Source organism: Stenotrophomonas sp. 3(2025) (assembly GCF_052665395.1).
The window spans coordinates 91217-110339 of record NZ_JBQOIF010000005.1; the positions used below are offsets into that span (position 1 = coordinate 91217).

16 protein-coding genes are annotated in these 19123 nt (G+C 66.8%); 15 read left to right on the forward strand and 1 reads right to left on the reverse strand.

What is annotated here, in order from left to right:
* Nucleotide 1: 1 nt before the first annotated feature.
* Nucleotides 2-778: a type I methionyl aminopeptidase gene (gene map / locus ACUXVE_RS05685; protein ID WP_205420742.1), complete on the reverse strand. Its 777-nt coding sequence runs from the start codon at nt 776-778 to the stop codon at nt 2-4.
* A gap of 240 nt (nt 779-1018) precedes the next feature.
* On the opposite strand from map, the gene ACUXVE_RS05690 reads away from it, so the two are divergent.
* From ACUXVE_RS05690 to bamA, 15 genes are all read left to right on the forward strand, one after another.
* Entirely contained in the window at nt 1019-1546 is a 528-nt protein-coding gene (locus ACUXVE_RS05690; protein ID WP_093817760.1) for a Csu type fimbrial protein, read from the forward strand.
* 14 nt (nt 1547-1560) lie between these two features.
* On the forward strand, nt 1561-2298 hold the full coding sequence (locus ACUXVE_RS05695) for a fimbrial biogenesis chaperone (RefSeq protein ID WP_445513975.1): 738 nt from the start codon (nt 1561-1563) through the stop codon (nt 2296-2298).
* Between the two features lie 7 nt (nt 2299-2305).
* On the forward strand, nt 2306-4648 hold the full coding sequence (locus ACUXVE_RS05700) for a fimbria/pilus outer membrane usher protein (protein WP_445513976.1): 2343 nt from the start codon (nt 2306-2308) through the stop codon (nt 4646-4648).
* 2 nt (nt 4649-4650) lie between these two features.
* Nucleotides 4651-5688: a Csu type fimbrial protein gene (locus ACUXVE_RS05705; RefSeq protein ID WP_222390995.1), complete on the forward strand. Its 1038-nt coding sequence runs from the start codon at nt 4651-4653 to the stop codon at nt 5686-5688.
* A 333-nt stretch (nt 5689-6021) separates the two neighbouring features.
* Nucleotides 6022-6726, forward strand: a complete 705-nt coding sequence (locus ACUXVE_RS05710; RefSeq protein ID WP_445513977.1) for a fimbrial biogenesis chaperone — start codon at nt 6022-6024, stop codon at nt 6724-6726.
* A gap of 221 nt (nt 6727-6947) precedes the next feature.
* Nucleotides 6948-7751 carry a 30S ribosomal protein S2 gene (rpsB, locus tag ACUXVE_RS05715; protein WP_093817755.1) on the forward strand — a complete coding sequence of 268 codons (804 nt, stop codon included), beginning with the start codon at nt 6948-6950 and terminating at the stop codon, nt 7749-7751.
* A gap of 125 nt (nt 7752-7876) precedes the next feature.
* Nucleotides 7877-8755 (forward strand): translation elongation factor Ts, encoded by an 879-nt coding sequence (gene tsf, locus ACUXVE_RS05720; RefSeq protein ID WP_093817754.1) that lies wholly within the window; start codon nt 7877-7879, stop codon nt 8753-8755.
* 333 nt (nt 8756-9088) lie between these two features.
* Nucleotides 9089-10627 carry a sensor domain-containing diguanylate cyclase gene (locus ACUXVE_RS05725; protein WP_093817753.1) on the forward strand — a complete coding sequence of 513 codons (1539 nt, stop codon included), beginning with the start codon at nt 9089-9091 and terminating at the stop codon, nt 10625-10627.
* A gap of 119 nt (nt 10628-10746) precedes the next feature.
* Nucleotides 10747-11475 carry a UMP kinase gene (pyrH, locus tag ACUXVE_RS05730; protein WP_025877663.1) on the forward strand — a complete coding sequence of 243 codons (729 nt, stop codon included), beginning with the start codon at nt 10747-10749 and terminating at the stop codon, nt 11473-11475.
* Between the two features lie 97 nt (nt 11476-11572).
* A complete protein-coding gene (gene frr, locus ACUXVE_RS05735) occupies nt 11573-12127 on the forward strand; it encodes a ribosome recycling factor (protein WP_049465365.1) in 555 nt (184 codons plus the stop codon).
* A 5-nt stretch (nt 12128-12132) separates the two neighbouring features.
* The gene (uppS, locus tag ACUXVE_RS05740; RefSeq protein WP_093817752.1) at nt 12133-12900 is read left to right on the forward strand and encodes a polyprenyl diphosphate synthase; all 768 of its coding nucleotides are present in this window, start codon (nt 12133-12135) and stop codon (nt 12898-12900) included.
* Nucleotides 12897-13733: a phosphatidate cytidylyltransferase gene (locus ACUXVE_RS05745; RefSeq protein ID WP_222390130.1), complete on the forward strand. Its 837-nt coding sequence runs from the start codon at nt 12897-12899 to the stop codon at nt 13731-13733. The genes uppS and ACUXVE_RS05745 overlap by 4 nt, the downstream gene beginning before the upstream one ends.
* A gap of 2 nt (nt 13734-13735) precedes the next feature.
* On the forward strand, nt 13736-14926 hold the full coding sequence (locus ACUXVE_RS05750) for a 1-deoxy-D-xylulose-5-phosphate reductoisomerase (protein ID WP_222390131.1): 1191 nt from the start codon (nt 13736-13738) through the stop codon (nt 14924-14926).
* A 55-nt stretch (nt 14927-14981) separates the two neighbouring features.
* Nucleotides 14982-16340: an RIP metalloprotease RseP gene (gene rseP / locus ACUXVE_RS05755; protein ID WP_445513978.1), complete on the forward strand. Its 1359-nt coding sequence runs from the start codon at nt 14982-14984 to the stop codon at nt 16338-16340.
* 74 nt (nt 16341-16414) lie between these two features.
* A complete protein-coding gene (gene bamA / locus ACUXVE_RS05760) occupies nt 16415-18778 on the forward strand; it encodes an outer membrane protein assembly factor BamA (RefSeq protein ID WP_445513979.1) in 2364 nt (787 codons plus the stop codon).
* Nucleotides 18779-19123 lie beyond the last annotated feature (345 nt).

Consider the following 19123-nt stretch of genomic DNA (forward strand, 5'->3'; position numbering starts at 1 on the left):
GTCAGGAAACCTGCGACTCGCCCGGCGACAGGGTCAGCACGTCCACGCCGGTCTCGGTGACGGCGATCATGTGCTCCCACTGTGCCGACAGCTTGCGGTCCTTGGTCACCACCGTCCAGCCATCGGGCAGCACCTTGTTGTAGCGGGTGCCCTCGTTGATCATCGGCTCGATGGTGAAGGTCATGCCCGGCTGCAGCACCAGGCCCTGGCCCGGACGGCCGTAATGCACCACCTGCGGTTCATCGTGGTAGACCTTGCCGATGCCGTGGCCGCAGTATTCGCGCACCACGCTGAAACGCTCGCTCTCGGCATAGCTCTGGATCGCATGGCCGACGTCGCCCAGGGTTGCGCCCGGACGCACCGCGCGGATGCCGCGCCACATCGCTTCATAGGTGGCGTCGACCAGGCGCTTGGCCATCACCGACGGGGTGCCGACGAAGTACATGCGGCTGGTGTCGCCATGCCAGCCGTCCTTGATGACGGTGACGTCGATATTGATGATGTCGCCATCCTTGAGGACCTTCCCTTCACTGGGAATGCCATGGCAGATGACATTGTTGACCGAGGTGCACACGGTCTTGGGGAAGCCGCGGTAGCCGACGTTGGCCGGAATGGCGCCCTGCACGTTCACGATGTGGTCGTGACAGATGCGGTCCAGTTCCTCGGTCGTGACACCGGGCTTGACGTGGGGGGTGACGATGTCGAGCACTTCGCTGGCCAGGCGGCCGGCGATGCGCATCATCTCGATTTCCTGCGGGGTTTTGATATTCACGCTCATGGCTCCCATTATCGCCGATCCGGCCGCAATCTGAACGAACGCCACCCAACTGGCGATCCGGGCCATGCACGGATCCGGCAAGGAACGTGAAAGCGTGATGACCCACACCCTTTCGATCGCCTGTTTCTCACGGAATACAGACACTTGCGGTGCCTACGCTGGCCCCACTGTCGTCCATATCGGCGCCAAACGCGCCGACTTCGCGCTGTTCAACGGACCTTCGGGTCAGGGAGGTTGTCCATGCGATCCACCGTTCGTTCCCCTTTGGCCTGGGCCCTGGCCCTGCTGGTGGCAGGCCCGGCCGCCGCCGCCGACACCACCACCTTCAACGTCACCCTGGTGGTCACCAAGGCCTGCACCATCACTGCGGCCGCCGCCACCAACGTCGACTTCGGCACCGCCGCCTCCACCACGGCCACCCCCACCCTGGGCCAGGGCACCGTAACCGCACAGTGTTCGGCGCTGACCCCGTACACCATCTCGCTCAACGCCGGTGCCAATGCCGGCACGGCCAATGACGTCACCACGCGGCGGATGAAGAACACCAACGCGGCAGTGACGGCCAACAACTACGTGGGCTACCAGCTCTACCAGGATGCCGCGCATACCCTGGTCTGGGGCGCCACCACAGGCACCAACACCCAGGCCGGTATAGGCACCGGCCTGGCGGTGCCCTACATCGTCTACGGCCAGATCCTCAACCTGAGCACGGCCAACGCTGCGACCGGCAACTACCTGGATACCGTCACCGCCACGATCACCTATTGATGGAGCACGCCCGCATGGCCGTATCCCGCCCGTGGCGCGCCACCGGCGTGGCGCTGCTCGCCTTCAGCCTGCTGCTCGGGGTCACCGGGGTTTCGGCGACCAGCCTGCAGGTCGCACCCACCAGCCTGCAGCTGGAGGCACGCCAGCGCGCTGGCGAACTGTGGTTGACCAACAGCGGCACCTCGCCGGTGAAGCTGCAGGTGCGGGTATTCCGTTGGCTTCAGCAGGACGGCAGCGAACAGCTGCTGCCCACCGAGGATCTGCTGGCCACGCCACCGATGCAGGAGCTGGCCGCCGGCCAGCAGCAGCTGGTGCGGGTCATCCGCGCCGTCGCCGAAGCACCGGCTGTGCAGCAGCACTACCGGCTGATCGTCGATGAGGTGCCCGACCTGGCCACGCGCAGCGAAGGCATGCAGTTCGTGCTGCGCTATTCGATCCCGGTGTTCGTGCAGCCCGATCCAGGCAGCCGCCTGGCACCGCAGCTGCATGCCCGCCTGGTCCGGCTGGATGATGGCCGCAACGGCGTGGAAGTAGGCAATTCCGGCAACAGTTACGCGCAGATCGCCGACCTTGCCCTCGGCAGCAGGGAGCGCCCGCGCATCGTCCACCCGGGCCTGCTGGGCTACGTGCTGCCCGGCCAGGTGATGCGCTGGCCACTGGAGCGCACGGCGATCGACGCCGGCAACGACCAGATCACGGCAAAGCTCAATGGCGAGTCGGAACAGACGCCGCTGCCGCCGCCGGCTCGCTGAGGCGCTGATGAGCGCAGCGCTCGGTGCAGCGCTGTACCCGGCGGCTCACGCGGCCGATGTCTCCGGGGTCTCCGCCGATGCCCTGCTGCCGCCACCCACCTCGCTCATGGCCAACCAGACGCTGTACCTGGACGTGACCCTCAACAGCACACCACGTGGCCTGCTGCCCTTCACCGACAATCGAGGTCGCCTGCAGGCCAGCCCCGAGATCCTGCGCCAGCTCGGCTTCAACGCCAGCGGTGAGGCCCCGGTCTATCTGGACCAGATCAGCGGCGCGGTGGTGCGCTATGACGCGCAGCTGCAGACCCTCGCCCTGGACGTGCCACTGGACCAGTTGACCCTGCCCACCACCGTGATCAGCCGTCCGCAGGTCCACGCTCCCCGCGGCAGCGCCTCGCCCGGCCTCCTGCTCAATTACGACCTGTATGGCAGCCGCGTCGACAGCCTCGGGAACCTGACGCTGAGCTCTGAGCTGCGGGTGTTCGGCGTGGGCGCCGGCACCTTCGAGAACACCGCGGTCAGCCGTCGCTACCAGACCGGCCAGCGCCACTGGCGCAGCGAAAGCGTCCGCCTCGATACGCGCTGGACGCTGGACTTCCCGGACAAGGCGCTGACCCTGGAGGTGGGCGATTTCTACAGCGGCTTTGTCGACTGGAGCCGGCCGGTCCGCCTGGGCGGCATCCAGATCGGCCGCAATTACGGGCTGCAGCCGTATCGCGTTCTTACCCCGACCCCCGCCTTTCTCGGCCAGGCGGTGGTGCCATCGACGGTCGAGCTGTATGTGGATGGCCTGCGCCAGTACAGCGGGCAGGTACCGGTCGGGCCGTTCCAGCTGGCGGCGCAACCGGGCATCAGCGGTACCGGCAGCGCACAGGTGGTGGTCACCGACGCCTTCGGCCGCATGCAGACCCTGGATTTCAGCTTCTACGGCACCCAGCAGCTGCTGGCCAACGGCCTGTCGGACTGGTCACTGGGTATTGGCCAGCTGCGCGAGGACTTCGGCGAGCGCTCCTTTGCCTACGACGACCGTACCGTGGCAAGCGCCAGCTGGCGTGGCGGGGTCAGCGACACATTCACCGGCGAAGCACATGCCGAGGGCGGCGGCGGCCTGGCCCAGGCCGGCGTGGGTGGCTGGTGGCTGCTGGGCGGCGCCGGCGTGCTCAATGCCGCCTATGCCCACAGCCGCTACCAGGGCCTGCAGGGCGGACAGTGGGCGCTGGGGTACAGCTGGAACAACCGGCGCTTCAATTTCAACCTGCGCAGCGTGCGCAGCCACGGTGACTACCGCGACCTGGGCGCGCTGCAGGCCAACCTGCCGCCCAGCATCAGCGAGCAGGCTACGGTCGGCCTGGACCTGCTGCGGCTGGGCACGCTCAGCGCCAGCTATCTGCGCCTGCGCTACCCCGATGGCGAGGACAACCGCTATGCCAGCCTGTTCTGGTCCCGCAGCTGGAGCCAGCGCTGGTCGGCCTACCTGTCGGTCAACCAGAACCTGGACAACAGCGATGACCGCAGTGTCTACCTGTCGCTGACCGCGAGCCTGGGCAACAACCGCCAGGCCAGCCTGTCCAGCCAGCGCAACGGTGACAGCCAGAGCTGGGTCGCCGATGTCACCCAGCCGGTGCCGGGTGATGGCAGCGCCGGCGGTATCGGTTGGCGCGCGCAGGTCCGCCACGGCGACGGCGGCAGCGGCGGCCTGGCCGAAGTCGGCATCCTCAACGATGTCGGCCGCTACGCCTTCGGTGCCTCCCGCCAGGCGGGCCTCAACCATGCCTATGGCAGCGCCAGCGGCAGCCTGGTGTGGATGGCCGGGCACACCTTCGCCGCCCGCGAAGTCGCCGATGCCTTCGCGGTGGTCAGCACCAATGGCATCGGCGGTGTGCCGGTGCGGCTTGAGAACCGCCTGATCGGTGCCACCGACGAACGGGGCCTGCTGCTGATCAGCCCGCTGCTGTCCTGGCAGCGCAACCGCGTCTCCATCGACACCCTGGACCTGCCGGCGGACATGCGCGCCGATCGCATCGAGGACTGGGTGACACCCCGCCAGCGCGCCGGTACCCGGTTGACCTTCAACCTGCGCTCGCGGCCTTCGCTGACCCTCACCGTGCAGGACATGGCCGGCCAGCCGCTGGAAGCCGGCAGCGAGGTGCAGCTGGTGGATGGCCGCCAGGCGTCGATTGGTTACGACGGCCTGCTGTACCTGGAAGACGTGGCCGCTGGCACTGTGCTGTACATCACCACCAGCCGTGGCCAGTGCCGCGCGCGGGTACCGGCGTCGCCACAGGTGGTCGCTGCGGGAGCAAGGCCGCGCCCGGCCACGCTGCAATGCGTGCCGGAGGTGGCGCCATGAGCCTGCGCCTGCTGCTGGCGGGCATGCTGCTGCTTGCAGGGCTGGTGGCCAGCCTGCCGGTCCGCGCCGCGGCCGTATGCACGGCAACCGCAGACGCCCTGCTGCCGTTCGGCAACGTCAACAGCGGCGCGGCCGGCCCGACCTCGGGCACCCTGAACATCACCGTGACCTGCACTACCGCCGCGCTGAGCCTGCTCGCCACCACCGGCGTGCGCGTCTGCGTGGGCATCGGCAGCGGCACTGGCGGCAGCACCACCACGCCGTGGCGAACGATGGTCAACGGCAGCGGCGATACACTCAACTTCCAGCTCTACAACACCTCCAACTACAGCCAGGTGACCGGCCTGGTGCCGCGCGGCGTTCCGCCGGCGCAGGAGCTGACCATGTCCTACAGCGTGCCTTTGCTGACCGGCGGCAGCGGCGCCCAGAGCGTGCAGCTGTTCGCGCAGATCCCGGCCAACCAGGTGCTGGCGTCGGGCAGCTACGGCAGCACCTTCAGTGGCGCCAACGTGGTGCTGACCTGGGCCTGGAACGAGGTGCTGCTGGGCACCGCCAGCGTGCCGGCCACCTGCAACGGCGGCGCGACCGGCACCAACAGCAGCAGTGCCGCCTTCGCCTTCAACACGACCGCCACCGTGCTGCCGCAGTGCGGCAGCTACCTGACCACGGACCTGAACTTCGGCACGGTCACCGGCGGCATTCCCGGCAACATCGACCAGACCGCCACCCTGGCCCTGACCTGCCTGAAGCGCACTGCCTACCAGGTCGGCCTGGACAATGGCCAGAACAATCCGGCCCTGACCACCACCCGGCGCATGCGCACCACCATCGGCGGCAACAACTATTACCTGCCCTATGAGCTGTATCGCGATGCTGCGCGCAGCCAGCGCTGGGGCAACACGCTTGCGCTGGACACGGTCAGCGGCACCGGCACCGGCGGCGCGCAGACGCTGAACATATTCGGGCGCGTGCCCCCTGTGGCCGGACAGCCACCGGCAGGCACCTACAACGACCTGGTACAGGTGACGATCACCTACTGAGGGGAGTCCGCTCTACAGAATCCCCCCTCTCGGCCGATACCGCGCATCAAGTCGACAACACGGTGGATCGCAGGTGGTTCGGGGAGTACTGATCGGGGCGACGGCGATGGCCATTGCCAGCACGGCAGCCTGGGCAGAACCGGTACCTGCTCCGCTGCAGATCCGCTTGGTCGTGGTTGAAGGCTGCGCCGGTCCTGGCGGCGCCCCACGTTGCCCGGTGCCGCAGCAGCACACCGACGGCGGCCACCTGCCGCCCCAGGTCCGTGAGCTGGCTCCGCCAGCGCAGGACGAACAAGGGCATTCACTGCCCGAACCGCGCACCACCTTCTACTGATGCGCCGGCTGCTGCTTCTGCTGGCCGCCGCGCTGCCCCTTCCCGCGCAGGCGCAGGCGCTGGAGCTGGTGCCGACCACCCTGCACCTGCCGGCCGCGCAGGGGCGGACCGAGCTATGGCTGCGCAATCCTGGCCCCGGACATTGGCGTGGGCAGCTGCAGGTCTGGGCGTGGGACCAGCAGCAGGATGCCGAACACCTGCAGCGCAGCGGGCAGGTACTGGCCAGCCCTACCCTGCTGGACCTGCCGGCCGGCGCCCGCCAGCGCGTCTGGTTGCTGCCGGCCTCACCGGTACCCGTGGTCGCCGAACAGGCGTTCCGTATCATCCTGGCACCAGCCGAAGCCGGCATGCCGCGCTATTCGCTGCCACTGTTCCTTGGCGAACAGGCCTCCCCGGCGCGGCCCCGGCTGCAGGTCGAGGTGATGGCCAGCGGATCGCAGCCGATGCTGCGACTGCACAACAGCGGTGCCCGGCACGCACGCCTGAGCGAGCTGAGCTTTGAGAGGGCCGACGGCCGGCGCAGCCTGCTGCTGCCCGGCCTTGCCGGCTACGTGCTGGCGGCCAAGCGACGCCAGTGGCCATTGCCGCCGCGCGCCGATGGCTATGCCGGTGGCCGCTTCCACGCCCGCCTGCAGGACGGCACAGACGTGATTCTGATCCCATCGGTGCCCGCAATTGCGGCGAGCCAGCCAAGCGGGCTATAATTGCCCGGATGTCCTGCCGCCCTGTGTGCGCGGGACGCCGTCCACACCGGACGTCACCGGTGAATCCACACCTGCTGCCCCCATCCGTGCCGGGGTGCTCCGCAAGGAGTTCGGCCACGGAGGCAACAGGGAAGCCCAACCCCGGAACCATCAGCGCTTCCACGCGTCCCGCATACCTATCCCGCGGGCGGAATCGCCGGTTCCCCATCAGGAGTTCTGCAATGCCCCAGGTCACCATGCGTCAGATGCTGGAAGCCGGCGTCCACTTTGGCCACCAGACCCGCTACTGGAACCCGAAAATGGCTCCGTACATCTTCGGCGCCCGCGGCAAGATCCACATCATCAACCTGGAAAAGACCGTCCCGCTGTTCAACGACGCGATGAACTTCATCTCGTCGGTTGCCCAGAAGCGCGGCACCATCCTGTTCCTGGGCACCAAGCGCAGCGCGCGCGAGTCGATCCGCGAAGAAGCCGAGCGTTGCGGCATGCCGTTCATGAACCAGCGCTGGCTGGGCGGCACCCTGACCAACTTCCGTACCGTCAAGCAGTCGGTTGCCCGCCTGAAGGAACTGGAAGCCGGTGAAACCGACGGCACCTTCGAGAAGCTGGTCAAGCACGAAGTGCTGGGCCTGCGTCGCGAGCGCGACAAGCTGGAAGCTTCGCTGGGCGGCATCAAGGACATGAACCGTCTGCCGGACGCGATCTTCGTCATCGACATCGGCCACGAAGACATCGCCATCAAGGAAGCCAAGAAGCTCGGCATCCCGGTGATCGCTGTCGTCGATACCAACTACAACCCGGAACTGGTGGATTACGCGATCCCGGGCAACGACGACGCCATCCGTGCCGTGCAGCTGTACGCGCGCGCCGCTGCTGACGCCGTGCTGGAAGGCAAGGCTGCTGCACCGCACGCTGCCACCGTCCGTGAAGAAGAGTTCGCCGACGCTCCGGCCGAAGAAGGCAAGCCGGCTCGCCGTGCTCCGGCCAAGAAGGCTGCTGCCGACAAGGGCGAAGCCCAGGCCTGATCCAGGCCCTGGTGGGCGCCACGCGCCCACCTTTCCTGTCCGCTGCCGATGGCGCGACGACAGGACACTGTCACACGGGCCGGCCACCATGCCGGCCCAACCCCTTTCTTTCGTGAGGTAATCCCGTGGAAATCACTGCTTCCCTGGTCAAGGAACTGCGCGAGCGCACCGGCGCCGGCATGATGGAATGCAAGAAGGCGCTCACCGAGGCCGGCGGCAACATCGACGCCGCTGCTGAAGCGCTGCGCAAGTCCGGCGCTGCCAAGGCCGACAAGAAGGCTGACCGCGTCGCCGCCGAAGGTCGTCTGGGCCTGGCCCAGGACGGCGGCAAGGCCGTGCTGGTCGAGATCAACTCGGAAACCGACTTCGTCGCCAACGACATCAACTTCAAGAACTTCGTCGATTCCGTCGCTGCCGCTGCCCTGGCATCGGGCGCCGCCGACGTGGAAGCCCTGAAGTCGGCCACCCTGCCGAGCGGCCAGACCGTCGAAGAAACCCGCGCGACTGCCGTGCAGACCCTGGGTGAGAACATCCAGATCCGTCGCCTGGTCAAGCTGGACACCACCGGCAACGTCGGTTCCTACGTCCACACCAACGGCAAGGTCGGCGTGCTGGTCGACCTGATCGGCGGCGACGCCGAACTGGCTCGCGGCCTGGCCATGCACGTGGCTGCGCTGAAGCCGCCGCACAACAAGGCTGCCGATGTGCCGGCCGAGTTCGTGGAAAAGGAAAAGGAAATCGAACTGGCCAAGATGTCCGAGAAGGACAAGTCCAAGCCGGCCGACATCCTGGAAAAGATCATCAGCGGCAAGATCAACAAGATCGTCAGCGAAGTGACCCTGTACGGCCAGAGCTACGTGCTGGACGGCGACAAGACCGTCGAGCAGGTGGTCAAGGCTGCCGGCGCCGACGTCGCAGGCTTCCAGCTGCTGGTCGTTGGCGAAGGCATCGAGAAGGTGGTGGAAGACTACGCCGCCGAAGTTGCCAAGGCGATGCAGGTCTGATTCCAGCCTCACGGCTGCAATGAAACCAGAAGGAGCCGCGGGAAACCGCGGCTCTTTTTTTATGCCGGCGGGCCTGTGGGTGCCCTTCACCTGTGGGTGGCCGAATCTGTGGGTGGCCGAATCTGTGGGTGGCCGAATCTGTGGGTGGCGGAATCTGTGGGTGGCGGAATCTGTGGGTGCGCACCGTTGGTGCGCACACCGTCACCTTTGCGTTGCAGCCGAATCAAGCCGATACTCGGCAAAGGGAACCTGCAGTCACATAACAGGAACGAAAGTCGCAGACTGTGATGCATTCCTAGGTATTCTTGTCCTAATGGAATTGAACGACCCGACATGCCTCCCGAGCTGACAGCTGCCCTGGCGCTTTGCCGCAACCTCCCCTCGCCGCCCGGTATTGCCCTGCGCATCATCGAACTGGCCCAGGATCCGGAAGCGGACATCGCAACCGCTGCGGACATCATCGCCATCGACATGGCGTTGAGTGCGCGCATGCTGCGTATCGCCAATTCACCGCTGTATGCCAGCCGGCGCCGGATCGAGAACCTCGGCCAGGCTCTGACCATGCTCGGGCTGAACGCCACGATCAGCCTCGCCCTGGGCTTCACTGTCACCCAGGGCCTGACCGGCAACGGCGGCGCCGACCACGACCTGCGCCAACGCGCCTGGAAGCGCAGCATCCTCAGCGCACTGGCCGCCAGCCAGCTCGGCCAGGCGCGCGGCCTGCGCCGGCTGGAAGAACTGATGCTGGCCGGGCTGCTGCAGGACATGGGAGTGCTGTGCCTGGCCCAGGCCGAATCCGAACGCTACCTGCCGCTGCTGCGCGAGGCGCGCGACAATCCCGACCTGATCGCGCGCGAGCGCCAGGAACTGGGCTGCAGCCACGCCGACGTCGGTGCATGGGTGGCCGAGCAGTGGGGCCTGCCGCGCTACCTGGTGGACAGCATCCGCCACAGCGAAGACGAGGGCACCGCCGAGAATCCGTTCCAGGCCTGCGTGCAGCTGTCTGGCGCGGTCGCCGACATCTGGCTGGATGAAGACGCCGATGCCGCCCGCGAACGCGCCCTGCAGCAGGTCCATGACCGCCTGCAGATGGACAGCGCCCGCTTCGACCAGGTGCTGGCGCGGATCAGCGACGCGTTGCCCGACATCGCCAGCCTGTTCGAGAACGGCCTGAACTCGCCGGCACGCGTGCGCGAGTTGATCGACCACGCCCAGGAGCTGGCCACCCTGCGCAACCTGCGCGAACTGCAGGATGCCGACCAGGCCCGCCGTCGCGCCGATGAATTCGAGGCCCGCGCCAAGCGCCTGGCCGACCAGGCCCATCGCGATGCCCTGACCGGCGTCCTCAACCGCCGCCAGCTCGAAGCCGTGCTGGAACAGGAATTCCTGCGTGCCGGCCGCCATGGCTGGCCATTGTCGGTGGCCTTCATCGACCTGGACGATTTCAAGAAGATCAACGACGCGCACGGCCACCTGACCGGCGACGAGGTGCTGCGCGCCTTTGCCGGCAAACTGCAGGGGCAGCTGCGCAACAGCGACACCGTGGCCCGCTTCGGCGGCGAGGAGTTCGTCGCGCTGCTGCCCAATACCAGCGAATCGGTGGCCCTGGACGTGATCCGCCGGGTGTTGGCGAACATCGTCGCCACCCCGATGGCGGAACTGGAAGGCGGCCCGCTGTTCATCACCTTCTCGGCCGGCGTGGCCACCCAAGGGGGCTACGAGCGCTTTGCCGGCGTGCAGGACCTGCTGCGCGCCGCCGATGACGTGCTCTACCGCTCCAAGAACCTGGGCCGCAACCGGGTCATCGCACGCTCTCCCGGCGAGCTGGGGCATGATGAACTGTCTGCCACGGCTGGCGCCGAGCTGGGCTGAATGGTGCGCCCCGGATGCACGGGGCACGCCGGTATTTTGCGCCGCAGTGCACAAAACGCTTTGGCCGCGCGCCGCTTGCGCGTAGAATCGCCCGCGATTTCCACGCACCCGAGGTCCCTATGTCCAAGCTCGCCTATCGCCGCATCCTGTTGAAACTTTCCGGGGAGGCGCTGATGGGAGATGAGGACTACGGCATCGACCCCAAGATCATCAACCGCCTGGCCCGTGAAGTCGTCGAGGCCCAGCAGGCCGGCGCCGAAGTCGCCCTGGTCATCGGCGGTGGCAACATCTTCCGCGGTGCGGGCCTGGCCGCTGGCGGCATGGACCGCGTTACCGGCGACCAGATGGGCATGCTGGCCACGGTCATCAACGCGCTGGCCATGCAGGATGCACTGGAAAAAGTGGGCGCCAAGGCCCGCGTGATGAGCGCGATCAAGATCAACGACGTGTGCGAGGACTACATCCGTCGACGCGCCATCCGCCATCTGGAAAAGGGCCGCCTGGTGATTTTCGCCGCTGGCGTCGGCAGCCCGTTCTTCACCACCGATTCCGGCGCGGCCCTGCGCGCGATCGAGATCGGCGCCGACCTGCTGCTGAAGGCAACCAAGGTCGATGGCGTGTACGACAAGGATCCGAACAAGTACAGCGACGCTGTCCGCTTCGACAGCCTGAGCTACGACGAAGTGATCCGCCGCGGCCTGGAAGTGATGGATACCGCCGCCTTCGCCCTGGCGCGCGACAGCGACCTGCCGATGCGCGTGTTCGACATGGGCCAGCCGGGCGAGCTGCTGAAGATCCTGCACGGCGAGAACATCGGCACCCTCGTCCAGGGCCGCGACCCGGCCTGAGGCTGAGCGCAAGGCGACCTCCGGGCCGATTCAGGCCCGGCGGCGTCCCGTATTCGCCTATAATCGCCCGATTCCAGTTACATCCAGGACCCTGGCGATGCTCAACGACATCAAGAACAACGCGCAGACGCGCATGGCCAAGAGCATCGACGCTCTTAAGCACACCCTCACTTCGATCCGCACCGGTCGCGCCACACCGGCCCTGCTGGACCGCGTCACGGTCAATGCTTACGGCAACGCCAGCACCCCGCTGAACCAGGTTGCGTCGATCTCCAACGCCGATGCCCACTCCCTGCTGGTCACGCCCTTCGACAAGAGCATGATCAAGGAGATCGAAAAGGGCCTGTACAACATCGAGCTGACCCCGAACACCATCGGCACCTCGATCCGCGTCAACCTGCCGCCGCCGACCGAAGAGCGCCGCAAGGAACTGGCCAAGCAGGTACAGAAGGAAGGCGAAGGCGCCAAGATCGCCATCCGCAACATCCGCCAGGACGCGAACAAGGAAATCGCCAAGCTGCTGAAGGACAAGGCGATCAGCGAAGACGACAAGAAGCGCGGCGAAGACGATATCCAGAAGCTGACCGACAGCAACATCAAGGATGTGGATAAAGTCGTCGCCGACAAGGAAAAGGAACTGATGTCGGTCTGAAGTCGATGCCTTCAGCCCCGCCTCCCCTGCCGGCCGCCCTGCCGCGCCATGTTGCCATCATCATGGATGGCAACGGGCGCTGGGCACAGCTGCGCCGTCGCCCCCGCGTGATCGGCCATCGTGCCGGCGCGCGCGCGGTCAACCGCACCATCGAACGCTGCCTGGAACTGGGCATTCCGGCGCTGACCCTGTTCGCGTTCTCCAGCGAGAACTGGGGCCGGCCGCAGGAAGAAGTCGATGCGTTGATGAAGCTGTTCCTCGGCGCGCTCGACCGCGAAGTGGACGAGCTGCATCGGCGCGGCGTGCGCGTGCGCTTCATCGGCGAACGCGAGCGCTTCGGTGCTGCCCTGGTCAGCCGCATGCAGCTGGCCGAACAGCGCACCGCCGACAACAGGACACTGACCCTGTCGATCGCCGCCAGCTATGGTGGCCGCCAGGACATCGCCCGTGCCGCACGCGCACTGGCCGCTGAAGTGGCCGCCGGCCGCCTGCTGCCCGAGCAGATCGACGAATCCCTGCTGGGGCGACAGGTGGCCCTGGCCGATCTGCCGCCACCGGACCTGTTCATCCGCACCGGCGGCGATACCCGCATCAGCAACTTCCTGCTGTGGCAGCTGGCGTATACCGAGCTGTGGTTCACCGAAGCGCTGTGGCCGGATTTCGACGCCGCGCAGCTGCAGCTGGCGCTGGATGCCTACGCCAGCCGTGAGCGCCGCTTCGGCCTGACCAGCGCCCAGATCGCCGCCCTGGCCACCGAGACGTCCAGCCCATGACCAAGACCCGAGTCCTCGCCGCGCTGATCATGGCGCCGGTCGCCATTGCGGCGATCCTGTTGCTGCCGACGCAATGGCTGGCCGCCGCCGCCGCCGCCGTGCTGCTGATCGGCCTGTGGGAATGGCTGAAGCTGGCCGACATCGAAGACACCCTCGCCCGCACCGTGCTGCTGGTCCTCAACCTGGTGCTGATGGTGCTGCTGGTGTGGGCCGATGCCGGCACCCTTGTGCTGTTCCAGATCGCGACCCTGGTAGGCGTGGCCTGGTGGCTGGGCGCGCTGGTGTGGCTGCGCTTCTTCAACTTCGGCGCACAGCCCGGCAGCCCGGCGCGCATCCTCAAGCTGCTGGCCGGCACCCTGGCCATCGTGCCTGCGTGGGCCGCACTGGTACTGATCCATGCCGGCGGCGACCCGCCCGGGCATCAGGGCCACCTGTGGCTGCTGGCCGCGCTGGCGCTGGTCTGGGCCGCTGATTCGGGCGCCTACTTTGCCGGGCGTCACTTCGGCAAGCACAAGCTGGCACCGCGGATCAGCCCGAACAAGACCTGGGAAGGCCTCGTCGGCGGGCTGATCGCCGGCGTTGCGGTGGCCGTCGGCCTGGGCTGGCTGGCCGGCATCGATGCCGCGCACCTGCCCGGCCTGCTGCTCACTTCGGTGGTGGCGGTATTCGCCTCCGTACTGGGCGACCTGTTCGAAAGCCTGATCAAGCGCCATGCCGGCGCCAAGGATTCAGGCCACCTGATCCCCGGCCACGGCGGCGTGCTCGACCGCGTCGACGGCGTGCTGGCGGCCATCCCGGTGTTCGCACTGGGCAAGGAAATCTTCGGGTTCTGACCATGGATGCTGCTGCAGACCTGCGCCGGGTCGCCGTATTCGGCGCCACCGGCTCGATTGGTGCCTCCACGCTTGACGTGATCGCCCGCCATCCACTGCGGTACCAGGCCACCGTGCTTGCCGCCGGCCGCCAGGTACAGGCGCTGCTGGCCCTGTGCCGGCAGCACCGGCCCGCGCATGCGGTGATCGCCGATGAAACCCTGTATGCCGAACTGCGCGACGGCCTGCGCGACGCCGGCCTGGCCACCCAGGCCCACGCCGGCCATGCCGCGCTGGACCAGCTGGCGGCCAGCGACGCCTGCGACACCGTGGTTGCCGCGATCGTCGGCGCCGCCGGCCTGTCCTCGACCCTGGCCGCCGCTGCGGCCGGCAAGCGCATCCTGCTGGCCAACAAGGAATCGCTGGTACTGGCCGGTGAACTGCTGACCCGCACCGCCGAACGCGCCGGCGCCGAGATCATCCCGATCGACAGCGAACACAGCGCGATCTTCCAGTGCCTGCGCTCACGTGATGCCAGCCTCGACGGTGCCGGGGTGCGCCGCATCCTGCTGACCGCCTCGGGCGGCCCCTTCCGCGGGCGCAGCCGCGCCGAACTGCAGCAGGTCACCCCGGCCCAGGCCGTGGCGCATCCGAAGTGGTCGATGGGGCCGAAGATCTCGGTCGATTCGGCGACGTTGATGAACAAGGGCCTGGAAGTGATCGAGGCCCACCATCTGTTCGGCATCCCCGGCGAGCGCATCGAGGTGCTGGTGCATCCGCAGAGCCTGGTGCATTCGCTGGTGGAGTTCGTTGACGGCTCCACGCTGGCGCAGATGGGCCTGCCGGACATGCGCACCACCCTGGCCGTAGGCCTGGGCTGGCCGCAACGGATCGAATCGGGCGTGTCCGGGCTGGACCTGCTCACCCAGGGCCGGCTGGATTTCGAGGCCCCCGACACCGACGCCTTCCCCTGCCTGGCCCTGGCATGGCAGGCGATGCGCGCCGGCGGCACCGCCCCGGCGGTGCTGAACGCTGCCAATGAAGAGGCTGTTTCAGCGTTTCTTCAGGGCCGCATAGGCTTCCTGACCATTCCGACGCTGGTTGCTAACGCTCTTTCAACACTGCCGACCGAACCAGCCGATACACTTGAGGTTCTGTTGTCCGCCGACGAGCGGGCCCGCCAGCTGACCCTGAACGCCATCGCCGCCACCTGAACAGCGCACCCATCCCGTATGACGCCGCCGCCCGTGTCCGCCAATGTGAACCTGCATGACTGACTTCATCGGATCGGTCTGGTGGATGATCGTCAGCCTTGGGCTGCTGGTCACCTTCCACGAATTCGGGCACTACTGGGTTGGGCGCCTGTGCGGGGTCAAGGTGCTGCGCTTCTCGGTCGGCTTCGGCCGTCCGCTGTGGTCGCGCCGCGACCGCCATGGCACCGAGTTCGCCATCGCCGCCATCCCGCTGGGCGGTTATGTGAAATTCCTCGACGAACGCGAAGTCGAGGTCCATCCGCACGAGCGCGGCCAGGCCTTCAACCACAAGACCGTGTGGCAGCGCATCGCCATCGTCGCGGCCGGCCCGATCGCCAACCTGCTGCTGTGCATCCTGCTGCTGTGGGCGATGTTCGTGATCGGCAAGCAGGACTATTCGGCAACCGTCGGCCGCGCTACCGGCATGGCTGCCACGGCCGGGCTCGGCAGTGGTGACCGCCTGCTGCGCGTGGGCGGCCGCGATGTGATCACCCTGGGCGAGGCCAGCATGGCCCTGACCGCGGCGGCGATGGACCGTCGCGATGTGACCCTGGAGGTGCTCGACCCCGCCGACCAGCTGCGCTCGCGCACCCTGCCGCTGTCGCAGCTGCCGGCCGGTTTCGATGAACGCCGGGTTCCGATCCTGGCCGGCGTGTACTGGCGTGCGTGGCTGCAGCCGCCGCTGGTGGACACCATCGTGAAGGGTTCGGCCGCAGAGGGCCACCTGCAGACCGGCGATCTGATCGTGGCGATCGACGGCCAGCGCATCGACAGCGTCGAACAGGCCATCAGCGAAGTGGGCAGCCTCGGCCGCCGCGGTGGCCCGGCGATGATCGAGGTGCTGCGTGGTGGCGAGCGCCTGGCGCTGGAGATCACCCCACGCCAGGGCAAGGACGGCAAGGGCCAGCCCACCTGGCAGATCGGCGCGGGCTTTGCCCAGAGCTACAGCCCCGCCTACGACACCCTGCTCAAGTTCGGCCCGCTGCAGTCGGTCACGGTCGCGGTGCGTGAAACCGGCAGGATGGCCGCCGATTCATTGGCCATGATGGGCCGGATCGTGACCGGCAAAGCCTCGCTGCAGAACGTTTCCGGCCCGGTCACCATTGCCCGGGTCGCCAATATTTCGGCCAAACGTGGCGTGGACTGGTTCATCCAGTTCCTCGCCCTGCTGTCGCTGAGCCTGTGCATCATCAACCTGCTGCCGATCCCCATCTTGGACGGCGGCCACCTGCTGTATTACCTTATCGAGTTGGTCAAGGGCAGCCCGCTGAGCGAGCGTGCCGTCGCCGCCGGCCAATACATCGGCCTGGCGTTGCTGGCCGGGCTGATGGGATTGGCGTTCTACAACGACATCCTCGGCCTGGTCCCGCGATGAACTTTTCCATGTTTTTGCCGTCTACAGCGTCGGCATCCCTTACCAATGAAATCGACCTTCCTACCGGACGTGACATGACGCGACTCCCCAATCGCCGCCTGCTGGCCCTCGCCCTCGCCGCCGTCACCGGCGCTCCCGCCCTGGCCCAGGCAGCCGAGCCCTTCACTGTCAGCGACATCCGCGTCGACGGCCTGCAGCGCATCAGTTCCGGTACGGTGTTCACCTACCTGCCGGTCGAGCGTGGCGAGACGGTCACCGACAGCAAGGTCGGCGAGACCATCCGCGCCCTGTACAAGACCGGCTTCTTCGAAGACGTGCAGCTGGATCGCCAGGGCAGCATCCTGGTGGTGACCGTCAAGGAGCGTCCGGCGATCAACAAGCTGACCGTCACCGGCAACAAGGACATCAAGTCCGACCAGCTGCTCAAGGGCCTGTCCGACATCGGCCTGACCGAAGGCGGCACCTTCGATCGCCTGAGCCTGGATCGCGTGACCCAGGAACTTCGCCGCCAGTACAACGATCGTGGCAAATACACCGTCGACATCACCCCGACCGTGAGCCCGCTGGACCGCAACCGTGTCGACATCGCCATCGCGATCAAGGAAGGCAAGGCGGCCAAGATCCGCCACGTCAACATCGTCGGCACCGAGAAGTACGACAGCAAGGACATCCTGGAATACTGGGAGTCCAAGGAGCACAACTGGGCGTCGTGGTACCGCCGTGACGACCAGTACTCCAAGGAAAAGCTGTCCGGCGACCTGGAAAAGCTCAACTCCTGGTACCTGGACCGCGGCTATGTCGACTTCAGCATCGACTCGACGCAGGTGTCGATCAGCCCCGACAAGCGCGACATGTTCATCACCGCCGGCGTGACCGAAGGCGACCAGTACAAGATCTCCGAGATCAAGGTCAGCGGCGATACGATCCTGCCGCAGGAAGACGTCGAGCGCATGGTCGTGCAGAAGTCCGGCGACACGTTCTCGCGTGCCCTGCTGGAATTCAGCTCCGACTCGATCACCAACTCGCTGTCCAACATCGGTTATGCCTTCGCCAAGGTGAACCCGATTCCGACCACCAACCGCGCCGAGCAGACCGTGGCGGTCAACATGCAGGTCGTGCCGGGCCCGCGCGTGACGGTCCGCCGCATCATCTTCAAGGGCAATACCCGCACCTCCGATGAGGTGATGCGCCGCGAAATGCGCCAGTTCGAGAACAGCTGGTACTCGCAGGCCGCGATCGACCGTTCCAAGATCCGCCTGCAGCGCCTGGGCTACTTCGAAGCGGTGGACGTGGAAACCCCGCCGGTCAGCGGCAGCAACGACCAGGTCGACGTCGTCTACAACGTCAAGGAAACCACCTCGGGCAGCTTCGTGTTCGGCCTGGGCTATTCGCAGTCCTACGGCATGACCACCTCGGTGCAGCTGTCGCAGAACAACTTCCTGGGCGGCGGCAACCGCGTGTCGGTCGAAGCCTCGCGCAGCAGCTACCTGCAGCGCTACGGCTTCAGCTACACCAACCCGTACTTCACCGATGACGGCGTTTCGCTGGGCTACAACCTGTCCTGGCGCGAACTGGACTACTCCGACTTCAACACCGCGCAGTACAACAGCACCAATGGTTCGGCGCAGGTGGTGTTCGGCGTGCCGATCACCGAGACCGACACCGTCTCGCTGATGTTCGGCATCGACAGCAACCAGATCACCACGTACGCGGGCTCGACCCCGAAGTCGATCATCGATTACATCGATGCCGTCGGCAGCCGCACCTTCCATGCGTGGCGCACCGAGCTGGGCTGGGCCCGCGACTCGCGCAACGACTACTTCATGCCGACCCGCGGTACCTACCAGCGCGTGGGCCTGGAAACCACCCTGCCGGGTTCGACCATCGAGTACTACAAGCTGAACTACCAGATCAGCAAGTACTGGCCGATCATCCCCTCGCTGGTGATCAACACCCGCGCCGAAATCGGCTACGGCGATGCCTACGGCAACGACAAGACCCGCGTGATCGATAATGGCGACGGCACCACCCGCACCGTCACCGCCTCGGGCCTGCCGTTCTACGAGAACTTCTACGCCGGTGGTACCAACTCGGTTCGTGGCTTCGAGGACAACACCCTCGGCCCGCGCGAAGTCACCAGCGGTTACCCGAACGGCCAGCCGCTGGGTGGTTCGCTGAAGACTGTCGGTTCGGTCGAAGCCTACTTCCCGCGCCTGTTCGACAGCCCGTCGGCCCGTGTATCGGCATTCGTCGACTTCGGCAACGTCTACAACGGCACCGACAACTTCAAGGCCAACGAGCTGCGCGTGTCCACCGGTGTAGCCCTGCTGTGGCGCGCCCCGGTCGGCCCGATCTCGATCAGCTATGCGTTCCCGCTGAAGAAGAAGGACGGCGACGAGATCGAGCGTCTGCAATTTACGTTTGGTGGCCAGTTCTAACTGGCCCCCAAACGTTCCCACGGTTTGCGATGCAAACCGCGGGGCCTATCCTGCTCCCTATCCCCCGCGCCGTTGGCGCGCCCCCCCTTAACAAAGGGGGGCTCTCCACCAGACGGGGTACGAATCGCCGGGCATTGCCCGGCGTTTTAGTTATTGAAGCGCACGCTGACGCGCGGTGAGCCGAGTATGGACCGGTTCTGCAGGCGACTGTGGAGGTTGGATCCGCTCGCACGCGGAAGACTATCCGGCGATGGCGCAGGGGGCTGACCAGGACCGTTGGCGCCATGGATGGCGCCATCGAGCCCCCAGGGATGGGTTTACGGCGTGTCCTGGGCAGCCCCCTGC